This window comes from Mesorhizobium tamadayense (assembly GCF_003863365.1).
GTDB lineage: Bacteria > Pseudomonadota > Alphaproteobacteria > Rhizobiales > Rhizobiaceae > Mesorhizobium > Mesorhizobium tamadayense.
In genome coordinates, this window is the sequence record NZ_RQXT01000055.1 from 16,883 (window position 1) to 37,782 (window position 20,900).

Genomic DNA, 20,900 nt, shown 5'->3' on the forward strand with positions numbered 1-20,900 from the left:
GTTATTGTTTAGTCGCCATCCCCTTCAGCCTATACAGCGCCTCCAGCGCTTCCCTTGGCGTCATCTCGTCGGGATTGATGGCGCCGAGCGCTGCGCCCAGCGCGTCGTTCTTTGCCGGCTTCGGCGCCTCCCGCTTCACGGCCACGGAAAACAGCGGCAGGTCGTCGACCAGCCGGTTGGTCTTGCCCGAGACCTCGCCTTCTTCCAACTGGTGCAGCACTTCCTTGGCACGCGCCACCACCGCTTCCGGCAAGCCGGCGAGCCGCGCCACCTGAACGCCGTAGGAGCGGTCGGCCGCACCCTTGCCGACCTCGTGCAGGAAGACGACGTCGCCTTCCCATTCCTTGACCCGCATGGTGACGTTGGAGAGCCGCGACAGCTTGCCGGCCAGCGCCGTCATTTCGTGGAAATGCGTGGCGAAGATTGCCCGGCAGCGGTTCTTCTCATACAGATACTCGACCGCCGCCCACGCGATCGACAGGCCGTCGAAGGTCGCGGTGCCGCGGCCGATCTCGTCGAGAATGACGAGCGCGCGCTCGCCCGCCTGGTTGAGGATCGTCGCCGTCTCGACCATCTCGACCATGAAGGTCGAGCGGCCGCGCGCCAGATCGTCCGAGGCGCCGACACGCGAGAACAGCCGGTCGACGACGCCGATATGGGCGCTTTCAGCCGGCACGAAGGAGCCGGTCTGGGCAAGGATGGCGATCAGCGCGTTCTGCCGCAGGAAAGTCGACTTGCCGCCCATGTTCGGACCGGTCAGCAGCCAGATGGCGCCGGCCTTGGCGTCGCCTTCCGGCGAGAGGTTGCAATCATTGGCGACGAAGGGGCCTTCGCCGGAACGCCGCAGAGCCTGTTCGACGACCGGATGACGCCCGCCGGCAATATCGAAGGCGAGGCTGGCATCGATCAGCGGCCGGCACCAGCCCTCGCTTTCGGAAAGCAGCGCCAGCGCCGACGACACGTCGAGCACGGCGAGCGCGTCGGCGCCGGCGCGGATGCTGTCGGCCTCGCTCACCACTTCCGCCGTCAGCCGGTCGAACGCTGCAAGCTCGATGCTGAGCGCACGGTCGGCGGCATTGGCGATCTTCGATTCCAGCTCCGCCAGCTCCGTCGTGGTGAAGCGCATGGCGTTGGCCATGGTCTGGCGGTGGATGAAGCGCGCCTTCGCTGCGTCGCCGCCGGTCATGATCGAGTGATGGTTGGCCGTCACCTCGATATAGTAGCCCAGCACATTGTTGTGCCGGATCTTCAGCGAGCGGATGCCGGTCTCCTCGACCAGCGAGCGCTCCAGCCCGGCGATCACTTTTCGCGACTCGTCGCGCAATGCCCGCATCTCGTCGAGCTCGGCATGATAGCCGCTGCGCACGAAGCCGCCATCGCGCTTGATCAGCGGCAACTCGTCGTCGAGCGCCTCGCTGAGATGGCGGGCGAGCGCCTCGGGCAAGGCATGGATCGCCGCGAGCGCAGCGGCGAGCTCGGCGGGCAGGGTCGTCGCCGCGAACAGCGCGGCGATCGCGCCCGCCGCCTCGAAGCCGGCGCGCAGCGCGCCGAGGTCGCGCGGGCCGCCACGGTTGAGCGCCAGCCTGGACAGCGCTCGCGGCATGTCCGCGACGCTTTTCAGGCTTGTCCGAAGCCCTTGGCAAAGCCGCGTCTCGGCGCGGAAGAACGAGACCGAATCCAGCCTTGCGGCAATCGCCGCCGGGTCGGTCAGCGGCGCCATCAGCCGGTCGGCGAGCAATCTCGCTCCGCCGCCGGTCACCGTGCGGTCGATCGCCTTGAACAGCGAGCCGTCGCGGCTGCCGGACAGCGTGCGCAACAGTTCCAGGTTGGCGCGCGTCGCCGGGTCGATGAACAGCGTCGAGCCGCTCTCCTCGCGCTCGGGCCGCGACAGCGGCGGCCGCTCGGCCTTCTGCGTCTTCTCGACATAGGCGATGGCGCCCGAGATCGCAGACAGCTCGGCGCGCGAGAACGTGCCGAAACTGTCAGGCGTCGCCACCTCGAAGAAGCGGGCGATGCGGCCGGTGGCCGACGCCGAATCGAACAGCGACGGCGGCTGCGGGCTGGCGACCCGGCCAAGCACATCGAAGACCTGCCGCAATTCCGGGTCGTGGAACACCGGTTCGGCGACGATCAGCTCGCGCGGGTCGACGCGGAAGATGTCGGCAAGCAGCCGCTCGGCCGTGGTTTCAGCTACGCGGAACGCGCCGGTCGAGATGTCGATCCAGGCAAGAGCGAAACTGCCTTGGCTGGCTGCGTTGCCGCCCTTCACCCGCCCCAGCGCCATCAGGAAGCTCGATTCCGAGGGCGCGAGCAGCTTGTCCTCGGTGATGGTGCCGGGCGTGACCAGCCGCACCACGTCGCGCCGCACCACCGATTTCGAGCCGCGCTTCTTGGCTTCCGCCGGATCCTCGATCTGTTCGCAGACCGCAACGCGAAAGCCTTGCGCGATCAATTTCTGCAGATAGTCGTCCGCCGCGTGCACCGGCACGCCGCACATCGGAATGTCGTGGCCCTGGTGCTTGCCGCGCCGAGTGAGCACGATGCCGAGCGCCCGGCTTGCCTTTTCGGCGTCGTCGAAGAACAGCTCGTAGAAATCGCCCATGCGGTAGAACAGCAGCGAATCCGGGTTCGCCGCCTTGATCTCGATATACTGCTCCATCATCGGCGTGACGCCGCCCATAGCGGGCGCCGGCGTGGTCGCTTCCTGGTCGGGGTCAGTCGGCATGTGCATGTTCATGCCGGAACGCTAGCAGATGTGACAGCGCCGTTTAATGCCGCACGCTCGAAAAGCAGGGGAAAGCGTGAGCCGTGCTGCCGGCTCGCTGCCAATCAGCTCGCCGCATTGCCTGGGTCTCCCACCTTGAAGCAGCTTTGCCCGGCTTGTCGGTTTACAGCGGCCGCGTGTAGCCTTAATCCGTGAGAACCATAAGCAAGCACCCGTCCCAAGCGGTGCCGCACAGGCGAGGAAATCAAAAGCATCATGGCCAGGAAAACCGAAAGCAGCGGGCCCTCCGTCAGCGCGCAGGAGGCGCTGGAATTCCACGCTCAGGGCCGGCCCGGCAAGCTGGAGATCGTCGCCACCAAGCCGATGGCCACGCAGCGCGATCTCAGCCTCGCCTATTCGCCGGGCGTCGCCGTTCCGGTGCTCGCCATCGCGGAGGACCCGAGCCGCGCCTTCGACTATACGACGCGCGGCAACATGGTCGCCGTCATCTCTAACGGCACCGCCATCCTCGGCCTCGGCAATCTCGGCGCGCTCGCCTCCAAGCCAGTGATGGAAGGCAAGGCGGTGCTGTTCAAGCGCTTCGCCGATGTCGATTCCATCGATCTCGAAGTGGCGACCGAGGATGCCGACGAGTTCATCAACTGCGTGCGCTTCCTCGGGCCTTCCTTCGGCGGCATCAACCTCGAGGACATCAAGGCGCCGGAATGCTTCATCATCGAGCAGCGCCTGCGCGAGCTGATGGATATTCCCGTCTTCCACGACGATCAGCACGGCACCGCCATCATCTCGGCCGCCGGGCTGATTAACGCGCTGGAGATCACCGGCCGCGACATGAAGACCACGAAGATGGTCTGCAACGGCGCGGGCGCGGCCGGCATAGCCTGCATCGAATTGATGAAGGCGATGGGTTTTTCGCCGGAAAACATCATCCTGTGCGACACCAAGGGCGTGGTCTTCCAGGGCCGCACCGAAGGCATGAACCAGTGGAAGTCGGCGCATGCGGTCAAGACCGAAGCGCGCAGCCTGGCCGAGGCGCTGGACGGCGCCGACATCTTCCTCGGCCTTTCCGCCAAGGGCACGCTGACCCCCGCCATGGTGCAATCGATGGCGAAGGACCCGATCATCTTCGCCATGGCCAATCCCGACCCGGAGATCACGCCAGAGGAAGTGGGCGATATCCGCACCGACGCCATCATGGCCACCGGCCGTTCGGACTACCCGAACCAGGTCAACAACGTTTTGGGCTTCCCCTACATCTTCCGCGGCGCGCTGGATGTCCGGGCCACCACCATCAATGAAGAGATGAAGATCGCCGCCGCACGGGCGCTGGCCGAGCTGGCGCGGCAGGACGTGCCCGACGATGTCGCGGCAGCCTATCAGGGCAACCGGCCGAAATTCGGCCCCAACTACATCATTCCCGTGCCGTTCGATCCGCGCCTGATCTCGGCCATCCCTCTGGCGGTGGCGAAGGCTGCGATGGAGTCCGGTGTCGCCCGCAAGCCGATCCTCGACCTCGACCGCTACGCGCACGAGCTGTCCGCCCGCCGCGACCCGATCGCCTCCACGCTGCAGCGCATCTACGACCGCGTCCGCCGCCAGCCCAAGCGCGTCGTCTTCGCCGAGGGCGAGGAGGAGCAGGTGATGCGCGCGGCCGTCTCCTATGTGAACCAGAAGCTGGGCACGGCGATCCTTCTCGGCCGCGACGACGTCATCAAGGAGAATGCCCGCAACGCCGGCATCGATCTCAACAAGCAGGGTCTCGAGATCATCAACGCCAGGCTGTCGCGCCGCAACGGCATCTACACCGACTATCTCTACGAGCGCATGCAGCGAAAGGGTTTCCTGTTCCGCGACTGCCAGCGCCTGATCAACAACGACCGCAACCATTTCGCCGCCTGCATGGTGGCGCTGGGCGATGCCGACGGCATCGTCACCGGCGTGACCCGCAACTATTCCACCGCGCTCGACGACGTGCGCCGCATCATCGACGCCAAGCCGGGCCACCGCGTCATCGGCGTCTCGATCGTGCTGGCTCGTGGCCGAACCGTGCTGGTCGCCGACACCGCAGTGCACGACATGCCGAACGCCGAGCAGATCGCCGATATCGCCGAGGAAGCGGCCGGCTTCGCCCGCCGCATGGGCTACGAGCCGAGGCTGGCGATGCTCGCCTATTCCACCTTCGGCCATCCGCACGGCGAGCGTTCCGAACGCATACAGGAGGCGGTGCGCATCCTCGACAGGCGCCGCGTCGATTTCGAATATGACGGCGAGATGGCCGCCGACGTCGCGCTGAACCCCCGCGCCATGGCGCAGTACCCGTTCATCCGGCTCACCGGCCCGGCCAACGTGCTGGTGATGCCGGCGTTCCACTCGGCCTCGATCTCGACCAAGATGCTGCAGGAACTCGGCGGCTCGACCGTCATCGGCCCGCTGCTGGTCGGTTTGAACAAGCCCGTCCAGATCGTCTCGCTCAACGCCAAGGATTCAGACATCGTCAACATGGCGGCGATCGCGGCCTATACGGCGGGGAATTGACGAGCGAGCTTGTGGTTTCAATAAAAAGGCCCGCAGCGACGTGCTGCGGGCCTTTCTTTCGGGATCGTAAGATCGATCAGAACGAACGCTGGAAGCGCAGGATACCGCCGATGCTGTTTTCCTTGTCGGCTTTGGTGAAGTTGGTGACGGTGTCTTCGCCGAGATGCAGGTAGTCGACTTCGGCGGTGATCTTGAGACCCTTGACGATCTCATAGGCGATGTTCGCGGCAACGCCGAAATTCTTGCCTTCGTCATAGGAGAGCTGGGCGTTGAACGAGGTCTTCTCGTTGATGGTGTAGGTACCGCCGCCCCAGACGGCCCAGTTGCCGCTCCACTGCTTGTAGAAGCCGCGACCATGTGCGTCGATGACATTGCCCGCGTCGTCGTTGAGGTTGTCATCGGAGCCGTAGCCGCCCATGATGAACAGCGACAGGTCGTCCATCGGCTTGATGTCCAGGCGTACCTTGCCGGCCACTTCTTCGTAGTTGCTGTCGTAAGCGACGACGCCGGTGATGGCGCCCCAGCCCTGCGTGTACTTCACGCCGCCGACGACATGCGGGACATAGCTGTCGATCGTACCGACAACGCCTGAGCCTTCTTCGAGCGAGACCACGGCCGAGAAGCCGTTGCCTGCATCGAAGTAGTACTGGACGACATTGGTGTCAAAGTCGCCGTAGGGGACGATCGTGTCCTGGATCACGCTGCCGGCGTAGCCGATGAAGGTGTCGAAAGCCGATTCGTCCTTACCGACGCGGAGACCGCCGAGCTGAATCCAGGCGAATTTCACCGAGACGCCCTTGTCGACGGCGGGATTGCCGGAGACGACGGTGCCATAGCCGTTGCTGTTGCCGAAGTTGAAGCGCATTTCGGTGTAGGTCTTCAAGGTGCCGAGTTCTGTTTCCTGGCCGGTCCAGGTCTTGAAGGTGAAGCGGGCGTTCTTCTTCCATGTGTCCTGCTGGTCACCGTCCCGGTGGTCGAAGGACTTCGCCCCGTCGAACGAGCCGACGTCGCCCATACCAATGTCATAGCGGACATAACCGCCGATGCGCAGGCAGGTCTCGGTACCGGGGATGTAGAAATAGCCGGCGCCGTAGACGTCGCAGATCTTGACGTATTCGGCCGGTTCCGGCTCGGCCACGGTGACCGCGTCGGCGGCGCGGGCGCCCGAAACTGCGATCAGCGCCGCAGCGGAGCCGAGAAGAAGGCTCTTGATGTTCATTTTCTTGAATCTCCAGTCAAAGGTTCAAGACAGGTCTGTGCATCGCCCCGTAGGCTCCGCCGCCCCCCTGTCCCCATCGTAGAAAAAGTCGCGCACCGGCGCCGCTTCTTCGCTCTCGACATGGCCTAACTGGCGGTCGTGCACAACAGAGATTGTATCTGAAAAGCGGCTATTGGAATCTTATGGAAGTCTTGTTGCGCAAATATCACGTCACATATTTGAAAGAATGGCACATATTGTACAATATACACATTCTACACGGACATTTTAGCTGATAGTTGTTGCCAAATGTGCCAATATTACATTTATATGACGGAAAGATAACCGGCTAATGTTTTGAACAAAGTGCGCCAGAGGGCGCGAAGGCACGTCGGGAAATCGGGGTCAGGACAAGGCGCGCGCGACGCGAACCACATCCTCGATCATGTCCTCGCGCAGCATTTCGATGGGGATGCGTCCCTCCAGTTCGGGGGAGGGGCGGGTCAGCCAGAACCAGGCCAGCCTCGGATTGGTGATCGCCGCCAACACATCGCTTATTCCCGGAGCCGGCCTGCCGTCGACGAACTGGGCGAGCGGGAAGACGTGCTTGCGACCGCCCTTGCGCAGCGCGACAACCTCGCCGCGCCTTTGCCAGCGATGCAGCGTCGAGCGCGGTATGCGGTACCTTTCTTCCAGATAGGTCGACCCGGCAACCTCGCCGGCCCAATCCTCGATGAGCATCGACTGGAGCTCGGAGGCTCGCTCGGCCAAGGGCCGGGAGGCAGGCTTGGCAGGCCCGATTGTCGTGCTTTCGTCCACGCTGTCAGCACCTGCTTGGCCGGCGCGCGCGATCTTTTCCGCCATCGCGCGGAAAAACTCGGACGTCAGCTCGGTCCAGCCGCCTTTGAAGGCGGTGATCGCAAGCCGCTGCGCCTGCGGCAGATAGGGAAACGCGGCGGCAACGCTGCCGGCGATCGCGCCGGCGGAAGCCAGGGCCCCCGCGTCCAGCAGGACGCCATGCTGCATCAAAGCCTGTCGCACCGCCTCGGCCACCAGGCCGGCCAAGGCCTCTTGCGAAATTCCTTCAGGCGGATTCTGAAATCTGGTCATGCATCTGTCTTGCGCGCCGCGCTCCGCCCAAGCTGCGGCCGGTTGTTAAACGGCTACAGCCGAAAGCGGCAATCGCAACGGCGACAGACCCAGCGACCGTGAAGGTTGCTGTCTTGCATTTTTGACACCCCCAACTGCTGCGGGCGTCGCGAAATTTCAGTCGCGGAAACGCCCACACTGCCTGTAGGAGCGCTCTGTGACAGGCGCGCGACAGCCTTGGCGCCAGCTTACCCCTCACTTGGATTGCCAACCGATTTGTGAAGGACAAATCGGGGCAATCCGACCTCTCCCACAGGGGGAGAGGTAAGAAGCGCTAAATCAACCCCGCCTGCTCGGCCTCACGGCGCAGATTCTGGCGCGGGCGCGGGCCGATCTGCTGGATCACCAGCCCGGCCGCCAGCGAGCCGAGATCGCCGCAATCCTTCAGGCTGCGCCCGGTTGTGTAGCCATAGAGGAAGCCGGCCGCGTAGAGGTCGCCGGCGCCGGTCGTGTCGACCAGTTCCTTGATCGTCGTCGCCGTGATGGCGACGGTCTCGTCGCCGCGCACGATCACCGAGCCTTTTTCCGAGCGGGTGACGGCGGCGATCTTGCAGTCCTTGCGTATCGCCGCCAGCGCGTCCTCGAACGAAGCGGTCTGGTAGAGCGACTTGATCTCGTGGCTGTTGGCGAAGACGATATCGACCGTGCCCGAGCGCATCAACTCGAGGAACTCGTCGCGGTAGCGGTCCACACAGAAGGAATCCGACAGCGTCATCGACACTTCGCGGCCGGCGGCATGCGCCAGCCTCGCCGCCTGCCGGATGGCTTCCTTGGCGCGCGGCGGGTCCCACAGGTAACCCTCGAAATAGGTGACCTTGGCGCCGGCGGCCTTGTCGGCCTCGACATCCTCCGGCCCGAGCTCGATGCAGGCGCCGAGATAAGTGTTCATCGAACGCTCGCCGTCGGGCGTGACGAAGATCATCGAGCGTGCCGTCGGCGGCTCGCCCTGGAGCGGCCTGGTGTCGAAGGCCACGCCCTGGGCGTGGATGTCGTGGGCATAGATCTCGCCGAGCGCGTCGTTCGAGACCTTGCCGAAGAAGGCGGCGCGGCCGCCGAAGCTCGCCACGCCCGCCGCCGTGTTGCCGGCGCTGCCGCCTGACGCCTCGATCGCCGGTCCCATGCGGCTGTAGAGCAGCTCCGCGCGCCGGGTGTCGATGAGGTTCATCGCGCCCTTGATGATGCCGTTGGTTTCGAGAAAAGCCTCGTCGCACTGGGCGATGATGTCGACAATGGCATTGCCGATGCAAAGCACGTCATATTCCGGCATCAATGTCTCCGCCAACGACCCACCGGCTTTCTGCCATGCCGGACGGGCGCGGGTCTAGCGGCTCGCAGCCGCTTTGCCTACCCCGAAAATCGGCGCCGGTTTCCGCGCCGCCGACTTCCGATCGATGATGATTGGCTGCTGCGGCAGCCATCGCGCCGAACTGGACCATACCGGTCGTGGCGACGGCGGCTATGGTTGGATCGCGATCGAAACATCGCCGCCGCAGCATGAGCTAGAAGCGGACCGTCGAAAACAGGCTGAAGGCGCGAAACCACCATGTCCGAAAAGACCGGGATGACGACCGAACTGGCGCTGCTTGGCGTGCTGGCGGTGCTGTGGGGCGCCTCCTACACCTTCATCAAGATCGGCGTCGAGACGATCCCGCCGGTGACTTTCATCGCCGGACGCACGCTGATCGCGGGCGGCATCCTGCTTGGCCTCATCCGCTGGCGCGGCCTTGCCATGCCGCGGGATCTGGTCAACTGGCGTCGCTTCATGTTCCAGGCCTGCCTGAACAGCGTCATCCCGTTCACGCTGATCGCCGCCGCCGAACGTTCGATCGACGCCGGCCTTGCGACGATCTTGAACGCGACGTCGCCGATCTTCACCTTCCTGCTGACGGCGCTGATCACCCGCCACGAGCCGGTGACGATGCGCAAGCTGGTCGGCGTTGGCGCCGGCATTGCCGGCATTTGCCTCATCGTCGGCACCGAGGCCCTCGGCGGTATCGGCCATCAGCTCTGGGCGCAGCTTGCGGTCGTCGCCGCCACCGTCTGCTACGCGGGCGCCGCCATCTTCGGCCGAAACTTCAGAGGGCTGGATCCCATGGTGCCGGCCGCCGGCTCGATGATCTGCGGCGCCGCGATCCTGATACCGTTAAGCCTCGTCTTCGACCGGCCTTGGACATTGACGCCGTCGACGGCATCGATCCTGGCTCTCTTCGGGCTTTCGGTCTTCTCCACCGCGCTCGCCTTCTCGATCTTCTTCCGGCTCATCCACACGCTGGGCTCGGTGGGCACCACCTCGCAGGCCTATCTGCGCGTGCCGATCGGCGTCGGCATCGGCGCCATCTTCCTTGGTGAAAGCCTCGGGCCGAGCGCCTGGCTCGGCATGGCCTTTGTCGTCGTCGGCGTCGCTGCCATGACCATCCCGGCCCGGCAGGCCAGGCTTGCGCGGTAGTTGCACCGGGCGACGACCCCGCCTATTTCGGAAGCGCCTTTCTCGATGAGGGGCTTGGACCTGCCGTGATCCTCGACGCCGCCCGCGCCGCCGCCAGCCGCCTGTTCTCGCCTGAATTCCGCTTCGTCTTCCTGAAGACGCTGGGCCTGACGCTGCTGGCGCTGGTCGCGTTGTGGTTCGGCATCGAGAGCATGGTCGAATGGCTGGCCTGGCCGTGGCTGCAGACATTTGTGCCCGGCCTGCCTGCCTGGGCCGGTTGGATCAGTGCCATCATCGCCGGCATCATTCTGGCCGTTGGGATGGCTCTGCTCGTGGCACCCGTGACGGCAATCATCGCCGGCCTGTTCCTCGACGACGTTGCCGAGGTGGTCGAGCGCACCGACTATCCCGGTGACCCGCCCGGCCGCGCCCTGCCGGCGCTGCGCTCGCTGCTGCTGGCGATCAAATTCTTCGGCGTCGTCATCCTCGGCAACATCGTCGCCCTGCTGTTGCTCCTGGTGCCGGGCGTCAACATCGCCGCCTTCTTCATCGTCAACGGCTACCTGCTCGGCCGCGAGTTCTTCGAGTTCGCCGCCATGCGCTTCCGCCCCGAGGCCGAAGCCAAGGCGTTGCGCAGGAAATATGCCGGCGCGGTATTTCTGGCCGGGCTGGTCATCGCCCTGTTCCTCGCCGTGCCGCTGCTCAACCTTTTGACGCCGCTTTTCGCCGCCGCCATGATGGTGCATCTGCACAAGGCGGTTTCCGCGCGCGACGCGGGCCGAATAGCCTGACGCCTAGCGGAGCAGGAAACCGCGGCCCAGCTCGTCGTCCGGCTCGACGATGAATTCGGCGCGGCCGCAATAGTAGGCGCGGCCGCCGACGCGGGCGATGATCGCCGCATGCGGTCCGGCCTGCGCCGTCCGTGCCACGGAGCCGGAGAAGCGCGATCCGGCGATGCTCTCGAAGGTCCTCGTCTGGCCGATGCCGATCTCGCCCTTGGCGTGCATGGCCGCAAGCCTCGCGGTGACGCCCGAGCCGGTCGGCGAGCGGTCGACCTCGGCTTCGGCGAAGACGCAGATATTTTTCGTCGGCTCGCCGGAAAACGCTTCCCGGCCGTCGGTCAGGATCGCGCCGTAGAGGAAGGCGAGGTCGGGATGGTCGGGATGCGTCAGCCGGAAGTCGGCCTTCAGCCTCTCGGTCAGCGCTGTCGCCGCATCGACGAAATCGCGCACCCGGCTGCGGCAGAATTCCAGCCCGAACTGCCCGCAATCGGCGAGCGCATAGAAAGCGCCGCCATAGGCGACATCGAAGCCAATCGGCCCGAAGCCCTGCAGCTCGATCCGCCGGTCGCGGGCAAACAAGAAAGCAGGCACGCTCTCGAACGAAACGGCGCCCGCCTTGCCGCCTTTGACTTCGACGGAGGCGACGACCAGCCCGCACGGCGCCTCGATCTTCACCGTCGTCACCGGCTCTTGTTTTTCCACCAGCCCTTCGTCGACGGCGTAGCGGCCAAGTGCGATGATGGCGTGGCCGCACATCGTCGAATAGCCCTCATTGTGCATGAACAGCACCGCGAGGTCGGCGCCGGGAAGGTCAGGCTCGACCAGCAGCGCGCCATACATGTCGTAATGGCCGCGCGGCTCGAAGATCAGCAGCTTGCGCAGGTGGTCGAGATGGTCGCGCACGTAGGCGCGCTTCTCCAGGATCGTGCCCTTGGGGATATCCGGGTAGCCGCCGGTGACGATCCTCAGCGGCTCGCCGCCGGTATGCATGTCGACGACGGTGAGCGTCATGCGTCGGTCTCGCGGAACAGCGCCTGCAGCTTGCCGAACGGCATGGCCGCGCGGGTGAAGCCGAAGGTGCCGTCCTGCTGGATCTCGCGTGCCGCCGTTTCCAGCATGCCGTAGGCGAAATTCGTCAGCCACGGTCCGAGCGAGATGCGCTTGGCGCCGGCCATGGCAAGGTCGGCGACTGTGAAGCCCGGCCGCGCCATGACATTGACCGGCTTGCCCACCGATGCGCAGATCGTCCGCACCATGTCGGCATCGCTGATCCCAGGTGCATAAAGCACGTCCGCGCCGGCTTTCTCGAAGGCCTGCAGCCGCTTGATCGTGTCGTCGAGATCGGTCTTGCCCCACAGGAAGTTTTCGGCCCGCGCGGTGAAGACGAAATCGTGCTTGAGCGCCCGAGCAGCCTCGGCGGCCGCGGCGACCCGTTCGACCGCATGCGAGAAATCGTAGATCGGATTGTCGGGATCGCCCGTATGGTCCTCGATCGAGCAGCCGGCAAGGCCGGCGGCTTCGGCCGCGAAGACGGTTTCGGCGGCCTGCTCGGCACTGTCGCCCTTGCCGCGTTCGAGGTCGGCCGAGACCGGCAGGTCGGTTGCCGCCGTCACCTCGCGGCAATGGTGGATCATGGCATCGAACGTCACGGCGCCGTCGGGCAGGCCGCGCGAGAAGGCAAAGCCGGCGCTGGTCGTGGCCAGGGCCTTGAAGCCGAAGGAGGCGAGAAGCTTGGTCGTGCCGACATCCCAGGGGTTGGGCATGACGAAAGTCGAGGCATGCAGGTCGCGAAAAATCTTGCCCTTGTCCATGGCGGATCCTCAATCGTGATCGGGGTTGTGAGGGGAAATCTATCGCGGCCGCCCGGGTCGGGCAAATCGAATGCGTTCGGCTTAGAAGCGTTTGGCGTTCTCTGCTGACAATTTCTCGAAGGCGTCGGAGTCCCTCACATAGCGCGACCTGGCGTCGTCCCAATGATAGGTGACCGAAATGTCGCGCGAGGCGGCTTCGGGCGCCGGTTCCTCGCAGCTTTCGCCGCTCGGCCTGGTGGTATCGGTCACCGTCACCTTGATCGCCGCATAGGGTTTTTCGTCGCCGGGCGTTTGGAAGGACAGGTCCTGCGTGCGCTTATAGGCGCAGACATTCTCATCGAACGTGTTGATCTGGTCGATCGGTTCGAAACGGTCGTCGCGAACCAGGATCAGTATGGTGCTGACATAACCCTGGTTCGAATTGAAATGCGCGCTCATGGTGATGAGCGCGTCGTCGCCGGGGCCAAGCGCGAGCTTGCCGGGATCGCGAAAATAGCTGTTCTGGTCGGTGCCGACATTGACCGAGTCGAGCAGCTTCGGCTTGCCCGCGAGCTCGTAGAGCGCCAGCGCCGCAAACCCCTCGGCGCTGTCTTGCGCCCGTCCAAGGTCGAAAAGCATGGTCAGCCGGTCCTTGCCGCCAACCTTTATAGCAGGAACGGCGGCGTTGGGCAGGTTGACGGTCTCGGGCGGCGGGCCGCCTTCGTCGCCGCCGAGGATATGGCGCATCTCGATCGGCGCGCTGCTCTTGTAGAAACTGTCATCGCCTGCGGCGAGATCAGGGACGACCATCCTGGCGAGGTCGAGATAGGTAACGTCCTGATGTCCGGGAACGGCGCTGTTCAGCTCCGGAAAGCTGACGGCTTGCGCGTCCGCCGCCGCCCACTGCCACAGCAGTAGCAGGCATGCAAGCACGAGACGGGATAAGACGGAAATCATGGAAAGCGCCCCTCGCATGTGTCTACGCTAACACGGCGTTTTGCGGCGCGCAGCCGGGACGCGATCAGGGTATCGGCACCAGTTCTGCCAACTCGCGCATATCGTCGAACAGGATGCCGCCGGCCTCTTCCAGACCATGGGGGTCGGAATAGGGGTCTGCATGATAGGAAAACACCCGCATGCCGGCGGCAATGCCGGCCTGGGTGCCGGCGACGCTGTCCTCGATGACGATGCAGTCGGCGGGCGCGAAGCCCATCGTCTTTGCGGCATGAAGGAAGAGGTCCGGGAACGGCTTGCCGCGCCTGACCATAGTCGAGGAGAACATGGCATGCTCGAACAGCGGCAACAGGCCGGTCTGCCCGAGCGTGATATGCATCTTCGAGACCCGGGCCGAGGAAGCAACGCAATAGGCAATGCCGGCCGCGCGCACCTTCTCGATGAAATCGCGCACGTGAGGGATTGCCTCGACGCCATGCGCGAACAGGTCCGGCAGGTCGGCATTCCAGCGTTCGACGAAGTCGGCGCCGAGCCTGACGTCGGTCGTCTCCTCGATCTCTTTCTGCACCGAGGCCATGCTGCGGCCGGAGAAGTTCTTGCGGCAATATTCGAATGTGGTTTGAAAACCGGCCTCGGAAAGCCATTCCGCGAGGCGTTTGTTGGCAAGGTTCTCGGTGTCGACCAGGACCCCGTCGCAGTCGAAGATGACGAGTTTGGGTATTGCCATTCAAGCCGTGCCGGTCGACCCGAAACCGCCGGCGCCCCGCGCCGTGCCGCCGGCGAGCGGACGTTCCTCGCTGGCCACCTGCGTCACCGCGGCAAACACGATCTGCGCGATGCGCATGCCGCGCGTCACGGCGAAGTCTTCGTCACCGAGATTGATCAGCAGCACCTTCACCTCGCCGCGATAGTCGCTGTCGATGGTGCCGGGCGTGTTGAGGACGGTCAGCCCATGCTTGAAGGCGAGGCCGGAACGCGGCCGGACCTGGCCTTCCATGCCTTGAGGGATTTCCAGGATCAGCCCTGTCGGCACCAGCGCGCGCTTTCCAGGCAGAATGAGCAGCGGCCGGTCTTCCGGCACCGCGGCACGCAGGTCCATGCCGGCGGCGCCCGCGCTCTCATAAGCAGGCAACGGCAAGCCCTCGCCATGCGGAAGCCTGACGAAACCGACGGTGGGGCCGATGACGGAGGAAGGATAGACAGCGGTGCGCATGAGCCCATTCCTATCGACGCGAATGGCGATTCGGTCAACTCGACTGCAGTGCTATCAACGGTTTTCTTTCAGCTTTTGTTTCACGCATCTCGCTGTCCCAAAATCGCTACGCAGTTTTGGGCGACATGCACGACGGTCGAAACTCAATCAACTGGCAATGGCCGAGATGGGTGGATAGCGGGAGTTGCGGAACTGGTTGACCGGACTACGCCGATCAAAGCGCAATCGCCGTTTCCTCTTTCGCGGTCCGGATCACCATCATGGTGACGAAACGCGCGACATTGGTCTGCTCTCTAAACAGCCTGTCGCACAGCGCTTCATACTCTGCCATGTCGCGCAAGTGAAGGAACAGGGCGATGTCGGCTTCGCCCGTAACGGAATACGCTTGCGAGACGGCAACCTCCGCGCTTGCAAGGTCCAGAAAACGCCGCGTGTGTTGCTCTCCGTGGAGTTTCAGCTCCACTGTGACCAATGCCTTCAGCACGCGTCCGGTTCCTGCAGGATTGAGGATAGCGACAATGCGGTCGATCACGCCTGTCTTTCGCAATCGACGAACCCGGCGCAGGCAACTGGATGGAGATAGCGCCACCTCGTCGGCCATCTCCACGTTCGTTTTCGACGCGTCACGCTGGAGAAGATTCAGAAGCTTCTTGTCGATCTGGTCCATTCGCCTCGTCTTCCGCAATACAAGCATGCAATAAAATTGCACATCAATGCAATATTTGACCGCAAATTCCAGCGGCATCGGGCTACCTCCCTATTGAAGACCGCGGGAGGAGCCTTTCGATGGCCGTTATCAAAGCCGCTATGCGTAACACCAAGGAAACGCTTGATATTTACTGGGCGCTTGTTCGGATCATGGCACCGATCGCGGTTGTTGCCGAGATACTGTCGCGCACGGGGGTGATCAAAGCGGTAACACCTGTATTCGATCCCGTTATGGGATTTATCGGGCTGCCCCCGGAACTGGGATTGGCATGGCTAACCGCAATGTTGATTGGAATTTGGGGTGCCGTTCCGTTGATCTTTGCGCTCGTTCCGGCATCCACGCTCAGCGCGGCGGATGTCACCATTTTCTCAGCGCTGATTCTTTATGCGCATGGATTGCCAATCGAGCAAAAAATCATCCAAAAGGCTGGCCCGGGGATGGTCGCGACAACGCTCTTGCGCATTGTTGGCGGCCTGATCTACGCCTTTCTTCTTCACCGCCTGTTCGCCGCCACGGGTTGGCTGTCCTCGCCCGTGAACCCCGCGTGGATTCCGGTAAGCGCGACTCCCGATTGGATCACGTTCTTCCTGGGACTGGCAGAGACGATGATCACAATGCTTATCATCCTTGTCGTCTTATCCTGGGGACTTGAGATTCTGAGGCTGACCGGCCTGCTCGATTTGATGATGAGGGCGCTCTCGCCGGTGCTGCGTCTTGCTGGAATACAAGGAGAAGCCGGACACTTCACGGCAGTCGGCCTTTTCTTGGGAATTTCTTATGGCGGCGGGCTGCTAATTCGCGAGGCGCGGCGCGGCGCGATATCTCCACGTCAGATCTTTCTGTCCTGCATCTTCATGGGTTTCGCCCACAGCGTGATTGAGGACACGTTGCTTGTTGTGGCGCTTGGCGCCGATCTCGCGGCAGTCCTGCTCGGGAGGCTCGTTTTCGCCGTTGCGGCCACAGCGACGATTGCCGTCCTGCTTCGAACCGTCTCCGACAATAGCTTCTATATATGGGCTTTTCGCAGGCCGAGCGTGAACACAAGCCGAGGAGTGCACTCCACCGCTCAGGTCACAACGTCTCTCTAGGGTCGAACTCGGTCGCGCAGCGCTATTGAGTTTGACCTAGCGCAACTCTACCGGAACAATCGTCGTCTCCTTGATCTCTTCCATCACGAAGGAAGCGGAGACGTCCGACAGCGGCACCTTGGCGATCAGCCTCTGGTAGAGCCTGTCATAGGCTTTGACGTCGGCGACGCGGGCCCGCAGCACATAGTCGAGGTCGCCCGACATCCGGTAGACGCCGGTGATCTCGGCAAAGCCGGTCACCGCCGCGCGGAATTTTTGCAGCCAGTCCGGGTCGTGGTTCGAGGTGCGGATGAGGATGAACACCGAAAGCCCGAGCCCGAGCTTGTCGGCATCGACCAGCGCCACGCGCCCGGTGATTACGCCGTCCTCCTCCAGCCGCTTGACGCGCCGCCAGCAGGCATTGCGCGAAAGCGCCACGCGCTCCGACAACTGGTCGACGGAAAGCGTGCCGTCGCGCTGCAACTCAGCCAGCAATCTTCGATCAATTTCGTCGATGTCGAATGCCATTCTTGGGATAAATGTCCCAAAAAATGGTTAAACACAAGGACAATTTGAGACCGATGAACCTTCAGACCATGGCAGGATACCCAGCATCGGGGACTCATCCCGGCAGGAGGGATCCATGACGACACGATTTTCGGCGCTTTTCACCGCTCACCCGGCCAAGGTCGGCGAGACCTATTTCGGCCATATGGCCTTTGCCGCATGGTTCTGCTCGCGCCTGTCGATGGCCGCGGGCGCGGCCCTCGTTCACGCTTTCTTGCCGTTTCTGTTCGAGACTACGGCCAGCCGAATCGTTCGCGAGCTCTACGAGCGCACGCACAACAGAGGCTCACACGCGACCCAGGAGCCTCAGGCTCTGATGGATCGCGCCTGACGGATGGTGGAATGCGATGTGCCGGTGGGCGGCCTATCTTGGTGAAGCAGTCTTCCTCGAGGACATCATCACCGCGCCCTGCCATTCGCTGATCGCCCAGAGCCATTGCGCCCAGGAGGCCAAGTCGCCCACCAATGGCGACGGCTTCGGCCTTGCCTGGTATGGCGACCGGCCCGAGCCGGGCCTCTACCGCGATATCTTGCCGGCCTGGTCGGACCCAAACCTGAAAAGCCTCTGCCGCCAGATCAAATCCGGCCTGTTCCTCGCCCATGTGCGGGCGTCCACCGGCGGCGCCACCAGCCGCATGAACTGCCATCCCTTCATCTCCGGCCGCTGGTCGTTCATGCGCAACGGCCAGATCGGCGGCTTCGAGAAGATCCGCCGCGCCTTGGAGAACTCGCTCTCCACGAAGTCTTCGACCAGCGCGAAGGCACCACCGATTCCGAATTGTTCTTCCTACTGATGATCGACGAAGGCCTGTCCGCCGATCCGCAAGGCGCGGTGTCGCGGGCGACCAGCCGCGTGAACGAGACTTCGCGCCGGGCCGGTCTCGAGCCTTCCCTGAAGCTGACCGCGGCCTTTTCGGACGGCCAGGCGCTGCACGCCGTGCGTTACGCCACCGACGATCATGCGCCGACGCTCCACACTTCTGTCCGCAACGGCGGCCGCTGCATCGTCTCCGAGCCGTTCGACCGTGACGGCGGTGAGTGGCAGGCGATCCCGCCATCGAGCTTCGTCACCATGACGGCAGATGGCATGGCGATCCGAGCTTTCGCTCCCGAGGTCGCGAAGCTGGCGCTGGCGGTGTAGCCCCTTCGCACGCTGGCGATCGCGCCTCAACCGAAGTGACGGCGCAATTTCGATCAAGCGCCACTCGATCTTGAATGCTGAACTTGGCTTGAAGCCACGCGCCAATCCGCCATTTCATGCTGGGCGCGGCCAAGCCGGAGCATTCATCATGGATCTCGCCTTCTCCTCCACCATCGAACTCGCCGCCGCGATCGCCACGCGAAAAATCTCCGCCCTGGAGGCGCTCGACGCGCATCTGGCGCAGATCGACAGGCATAACGAGGCCATCAATGCAGTCGTCATCCTCGACCGGGAAGGGGCTCGCGAACGCGCGAAGCAAGCAGACGCGGCACTGGCGCGCGGCGACAGGCTCGGCCCGCTGCATGGCGTGCCCTTCACCTTGAAGGACGCGCACGAGACGGCCGGCATGAAGACAACGGTCGGGTTCCCGCCCTTCGCCGATTATGTGCCGAGGCAAGACAGCCCGGTTGTTGCCCGGCTGAAGGCTGCCGACGCTGTCCTGGTCGGCAAGACCAATGTCGCCACCATGCTCAGCGACTGGCAGTCGGACAATCCGCTGTTCGGCCGCACCGGCAATCCCTGGGATCTGTCGCGCACCGCGGGCGGCTCCAGCGGCGGTGCAGCCGCCGCCGTTGCGGCAGGCCTGACTCCCTTCGACATCGGCACCGACATGCAGGACTCCATCCGCCTGCCGGCCGCCTTTTGCGGCGTCTACGGCTTGAAACCGACCGAGCATCGCGTCTCGCTGGCCGGTGCCTTTCCCGATCCGGGCAGCATTCCGCGCAGTGTGCGCTTGATGTCTTGTGTTGGGCCGATTGCTCGCAATCCGGAGGACCTGGCGCTGATCTACCAAATCATTGCCGGGCCGGATGGAGCGGATACCGATCTGGCGCCGGTGCCGGGTGACCCGATGCCGAAGCTCGAGCTGAAATCAATCCGCATCGCTTTTGCTGGCACCTTTCCCGCCCTTCCGGTGGCGGCCGAAATCAGTGCCGCGGTCGAAAGATTTGCTGCTGGGCTCGCCTCCGCCGGTGCGCGCGTCGAGGAAGCGAGTCTGCCGAAGCTCGATCTGCATGACGACCTCGCCGAGGGCGGCAAGTTGATCGGCATGATGCTGGAAGCGGCGCAACCGGAACCGCCGGCACAGCCGACGCCGGTGTCGCGCTGGTTCGCGGCGCTCGCCCGCCGCGACCGCTCGATCCTTGCCTGGGAGCGCTTCTTCGAAAGCTGCGACGCTTTGCTCTGCCCGGTCGCCATGACCACGGCCTTTCCGCACTGCAAGCCGGGGAGCGCGCTCACGGTCAACGGCAAGGACGAGAGCTATTGGATGCTGCCGGCCTATGGCGCGGTCTTCAACTATTCCGGCCATCCGGCGCTCGCATTCCCCTGCGGGCGGGACAATGATGGCCTGCCGATCGGCTTGCAACTCGTCGGCCGGCACTGGTCGGAGGCGCGGCTGCTCGGCATCGCCGCGGCGATCGCGCCGCTCACCGGGGGCTTCCGCCGGCCCCCGGGGCTACTGAGCGAAACGCGACAGCGCGTAGGGGCCTAAGAGCGGATCGCGCTCGCCGTCGAGGATTTCGTTGGCCGCAAACAGGCCGATGGCGGGCGCCAGCGTGATGCCGGAATGGGTGACGGCGATATAGAGGCCGCCGACGCTGTCGGCGCGGCCGACGATCGGAAAGCCGTCGACCGGGGTCGGCCGGTAGCCGACTGTGTGGAAGTCGAATTCCAGCCCGTCCGCGCCATGCAGCATCGCTTTCATCGCCGCGAACTGCTCGCGCGCGGTGGCCTCCGGCTTCTCACCCGGATCGCCGCCGCCGAAATCCGAGCCGGCGATGACGCGGCCCTCGGCTGTCTGGCGCACATGCAGCTTCTCGGCCAGCACCAGCCCGTTGAGCAGTTTCTTGTACGGTCGCGAATGCACGATCAAGCCCGGCGGCGTCTCGATCGGCAGGTTGACCCCGGCCGTCTCGGCAATCGCCGGAGCGCCGGCGCCGGCGGCTATTACCACTTCGTCGGCGGCGATGGTTTCGCCCGCAACGACGATGCCGGTGACTTTGCCACTGGACAGCGCCAGGGTCTCGACGTTCCCCGTGACGATCCGCGCCCCGCGTCGTTCGGCATCCGCCAGCAGCGCCTTTATCGCCGCCACAGGCTCGGCCACGCCTTCCTCGGCAACGTAAAGGGTAGAATCGGGAAGCTCGGCCAGATTGGGCTCGATCCGCGCCGCCTGCTCACGGCCGACGCGTTCGATGCCGTAGCCCCAGGACGAATGCTCGGCGGCATAGGCTTCGAGCCTGTCGGCCGGCAGGTCCCAGCACAGGCCGCCGCACCAGGCGAGCGGCAGGCCCGGCAGCTCATTCGCGAGGCGTTTCCATTCGGCCATGGCGCGGATGCGCAGCCGGAAATAGGTCTCGGGATTGCCCCAGCTGGCATTGATCCAGGCGAAGGAATTGGGCGTCGCGACACCGCCGGCGCCGCTCTCGGAAACCACTGTCACCCGCGCACCGGCCTTCGTCAGATGCCAGGCGATCGATGCGCCGATGATGCCGGCACCGATGACGATGACTTGTTTTGTCACATTGTTCTCCATCCTGTTCCCGGTGAGCTCCCACCTGCCATTTGCGGCGGCCTTTGCCAAC

18 protein-coding genes and 1 pseudogene are annotated in these 20,900 nt (G+C 64.2%); 7 read left to right on the forward strand and 12 right to left on the reverse strand.

Going from position 1 to position 20,900, the window contains the following annotated elements; translation table 11 throughout:
* Position 1: 1 nt before the first annotated feature.
* Positions 2 to 2,737, reverse strand: coding sequence for a DNA mismatch repair protein MutS (mutS, locus tag EH240_RS30445; protein WP_125005530.1), 2,736 nt, complete (start codon positions 2,735 to 2,737; stop codon positions 2 to 4).
* 243 nt (positions 2,738 to 2,980) lie between these two features.
* On the opposite strand from mutS, the gene EH240_RS30450 reads away from it, so the two are divergent.
* Positions 2,981 to 5,260: an NADP-dependent malic enzyme gene (locus EH240_RS30450; protein WP_125005532.1), complete on the forward strand. Its 2,280-nt coding sequence runs from the start codon at positions 2,981 to 2,983 to the stop codon at positions 5,258 to 5,260.
* A gap of 76 nt (positions 5,261 to 5,336) precedes the next feature.
* Here EH240_RS30450 and EH240_RS30455 read toward each other — a convergent pair whose 3' ends face one another.
* The 3 genes from EH240_RS30455 to EH240_RS30465 all read right to left on the reverse strand — a co-directional run bounded on the left by EH240_RS30455 (position 5,337) and on the right by EH240_RS30465 (position 8,874).
* On the reverse strand, positions 5,337 to 6,479 hold the full coding sequence (locus tag EH240_RS30455; protein WP_125005534.1) for a porin: 1,143 nt from the start codon (positions 6,477 to 6,479) through the stop codon (positions 5,337 to 5,339).
* Positions 6,480 to 6,863: 384 nt separating this feature from the next.
* Entirely contained in the window at positions 6,864 to 7,568 is a 705-nt protein-coding gene (locus tag EH240_RS30460; RefSeq protein WP_125005536.1) for an antitoxin Xre/MbcA/ParS-like domain-containing protein, read from the reverse strand.
* Positions 7,569 to 7,881: 313 nt separating this feature from the next.
* A complete protein-coding gene (locus EH240_RS30465; protein ID WP_125005538.1) occupies positions 7,882 to 8,874 on the reverse strand; it encodes an adenosine kinase in 993 nt (330 codons plus the stop codon).
* Between the two features lie 276 nt (positions 8,875 to 9,150).
* Between EH240_RS30465 and EH240_RS30470 the strand changes: the two genes are divergently transcribed.
* Both EH240_RS30470 and EH240_RS30475 read left to right on the forward strand, forming a co-directional pair.
* Positions 9,151 to 10,053, forward strand: a complete 903-nt coding sequence (locus EH240_RS30470; RefSeq protein WP_125005539.1) for a DMT family transporter — start codon at positions 9,151 to 9,153, stop codon at positions 10,051 to 10,053.
* Positions 10,054 to 10,118: 65 nt separating this feature from the next.
* A complete protein-coding gene (locus EH240_RS30475) occupies positions 10,119 to 10,823 on the forward strand; it encodes a sulfate transporter family protein (RefSeq protein ID WP_125005541.1) in 705 nt (234 codons plus the stop codon).
* Between the two features lie 3 nt (positions 10,824 to 10,826).
* Here the strand turns inward: EH240_RS30475 and EH240_RS30480 are convergent, their stop codons facing one another.
* From EH240_RS30480 to EH240_RS30505, 6 genes are all read right to left on the reverse strand, one after another.
* On the reverse strand, positions 10,827 to 11,825 hold the full coding sequence (locus EH240_RS30480; RefSeq protein WP_125005543.1) for a proline racemase family protein: 999 nt from the start codon (positions 11,823 to 11,825) through the stop codon (positions 10,827 to 10,829).
* Entirely contained in the window at positions 11,822 to 12,625 is an 804-nt protein-coding gene (locus tag EH240_RS30485) for an isocitrate lyase/PEP mutase family protein (RefSeq protein WP_125005545.1), read from the reverse strand. The genes EH240_RS30480 and EH240_RS30485 overlap by 4 nt, the downstream gene beginning before the upstream one ends.
* An 81-nt stretch (positions 12,626 to 12,706) precedes the next feature.
* Complete coding sequence (locus EH240_RS30490) at positions 12,707 to 13,561, reverse strand: hypothetical protein (protein ID WP_125005547.1); 855 nt, start codon at positions 13,559 to 13,561, stop codon at positions 12,707 to 12,709.
* A 64-nt stretch (positions 13,562 to 13,625) separates the two neighbouring features.
* Positions 13,626 to 14,285, reverse strand: a complete 660-nt coding sequence (locus EH240_RS30495; RefSeq protein WP_125005549.1) for an HAD family hydrolase — start codon at positions 14,283 to 14,285, stop codon at positions 13,626 to 13,628.
* Positions 14,286 to 14,771, reverse strand: a complete 486-nt coding sequence (gene dut, locus EH240_RS30500; RefSeq protein ID WP_125005551.1) for a dUTP diphosphatase — start codon at positions 14,769 to 14,771, stop codon at positions 14,286 to 14,288.
* Between the two features lie 214 nt (positions 14,772 to 14,985).
* Positions 14,986 to 15,438, reverse strand: coding sequence for an Lrp/AsnC family transcriptional regulator (locus tag EH240_RS30505; RefSeq protein ID WP_125005581.1), 453 nt, complete (start codon positions 15,436 to 15,438; stop codon positions 14,986 to 14,988).
* A 119-nt stretch (positions 15,439 to 15,557) separates the two neighbouring features.
* On the opposite strand from EH240_RS30505, the gene EH240_RS30510 reads away from it, so the two are divergent.
* Positions 15,558 to 16,568: a nucleoside recognition domain-containing protein gene (locus EH240_RS30510; protein ID WP_167484223.1), complete on the forward strand. Its 1,011-nt coding sequence runs from the start codon at positions 15,558 to 15,560 to the stop codon at positions 16,566 to 16,568.
* A gap of 36 nt (positions 16,569 to 16,604) precedes the next feature.
* Here EH240_RS30510 and EH240_RS30515 read toward each other — a convergent pair whose 3' ends face one another.
* Positions 16,605 to 17,075, reverse strand: coding sequence for an Lrp/AsnC family transcriptional regulator (locus EH240_RS30515; RefSeq protein WP_125005553.1), 471 nt, complete (start codon positions 17,073 to 17,075; stop codon positions 16,605 to 16,607).
* A 115-nt stretch (positions 17,076 to 17,190) separates the two neighbouring features.
* Here EH240_RS30515 and EH240_RS30520 point away from each other — a divergent pair, with 115 nt between their 5' ends.
* The 3 genes and pseudogenes from EH240_RS30520 (at position 17,191) to EH240_RS30530 (ending at position 19,807) form a co-directional block, all read left to right on the forward strand.
* Positions 17,191 to 17,445 (forward strand): DUF6356 family protein, encoded by a 255-nt coding sequence (locus EH240_RS30520; RefSeq protein WP_125005555.1) that lies wholly within the window; start codon positions 17,191 to 17,193, stop codon positions 17,443 to 17,445.
* 16 nt (positions 17,446 to 17,461) lie between these two features.
* Positions 17,462 to 18,255: pseudogene (locus EH240_RS30525) on the forward strand (class II glutamine amidotransferase).
* A 148-nt stretch (positions 18,256 to 18,403) separates the two neighbouring features.
* A complete protein-coding gene (locus tag EH240_RS30530) occupies positions 18,404 to 19,807 on the forward strand; it encodes an amidase (protein WP_125005557.1) in 1,404 nt (467 codons plus the stop codon).
* Here EH240_RS30530 and EH240_RS30535 read toward each other — a convergent pair.
* Positions 19,772 to 20,839, reverse strand: coding sequence for an NAD(P)/FAD-dependent oxidoreductase (locus EH240_RS30535; RefSeq protein WP_245436523.1), 1,068 nt, complete (start codon positions 20,837 to 20,839; stop codon positions 19,772 to 19,774). The two genes, EH240_RS30530 and EH240_RS30535, sit on opposite strands and share 36 nt — an antisense overlap.
* Positions 20,840 to 20,900 lie beyond the last annotated feature (61 nt).

Excerpts from the sequence above, each read along its gene's own strand:
- EH240_RS30450 (WP_125005532.1), top strand. The coding sequence starts at position 2,981 with ATGGCCAGGAAAACCGAAAGCAGCGGGCCCTCCGTCAGCGCGCAGGAG.
- EH240_RS30490 (WP_125005547.1), bottom strand. The coding sequence starts at position 13,561 with ATGATTTCCGTCTTATCCCGTCTCGTGCTTGCATGCCTGCTACTGCTG.
- EH240_RS30520 (WP_125005555.1), top strand. The coding sequence starts at position 17,191 with ATGACGACACGATTTTCGGCGCTTTTCACCGCTCACCCGGCCAAGGTC.
- mutS (WP_125005530.1), bottom strand. The coding sequence starts at position 2,737 with ATGAACATGCACATGCCGACTGACCCCGACCAGGAAGCGACCACGCCG.
- dut (WP_125005551.1), bottom strand. The coding sequence starts at position 14,771 with ATGCGCACCGCTGTCTATCCTTCCTCCGTCATCGGCCCCACCGTCGGT.
- EH240_RS30455 (WP_125005534.1), bottom strand. The coding sequence starts at position 6,479 with ATGAACATCAAGAGCCTTCTTCTCGGCTCCGCTGCGGCGCTGATCGCA.
- EH240_RS30470 (WP_125005539.1), top strand. The coding sequence starts at position 9,151 with ATGTCCGAAAAGACCGGGATGACGACCGAACTGGCGCTGCTTGGCGTG.
- EH240_RS30465 (WP_125005538.1), bottom strand. The coding sequence starts at position 8,874 with ATGCCGGAATATGACGTGCTTTGCATCGGCAATGCCATTGTCGACATC.
- EH240_RS30530 (WP_125005557.1), top strand. The coding sequence starts at position 18,404 with ATGGATCTCGCCTTCTCCTCCACCATCGAACTCGCCGCCGCGATCGCC.
- EH240_RS30505 (WP_125005581.1), bottom strand. The coding sequence starts at position 15,438 with ATGGACCAGATCGACAAGAAGCTTCTGAATCTTCTCCAGCGTGACGCG.
- EH240_RS30495 (WP_125005549.1), bottom strand. The coding sequence starts at position 14,285 with ATGGCAATACCCAAACTCGTCATCTTCGACTGCGACGGGGTCCTGGTC.
- EH240_RS30460 (WP_125005536.1), bottom strand. The coding sequence starts at position 7,568 with ATGACCAGATTTCAGAATCCGCCTGAAGGAATTTCGCAAGAGGCCTTG.
- EH240_RS30485 (WP_125005545.1), bottom strand. The coding sequence starts at position 12,625 with ATGGACAAGGGCAAGATTTTTCGCGACCTGCATGCCTCGACTTTCGTC.
- EH240_RS30510 (WP_167484223.1), top strand. The coding sequence starts at position 15,558 with ATGGCCGTTATCAAAGCCGCTATGCGTAACACCAAGGAAACGCTTGAT.
- EH240_RS30480 (WP_125005543.1), bottom strand. The coding sequence starts at position 11,825 with ATGACGCTCACCGTCGTCGACATGCATACCGGCGGCGAGCCGCTGAGG.
- EH240_RS30515 (WP_125005553.1), bottom strand. The coding sequence starts at position 17,075 with ATGGCATTCGACATCGACGAAATTGATCGAAGATTGCTGGCTGAGTTG.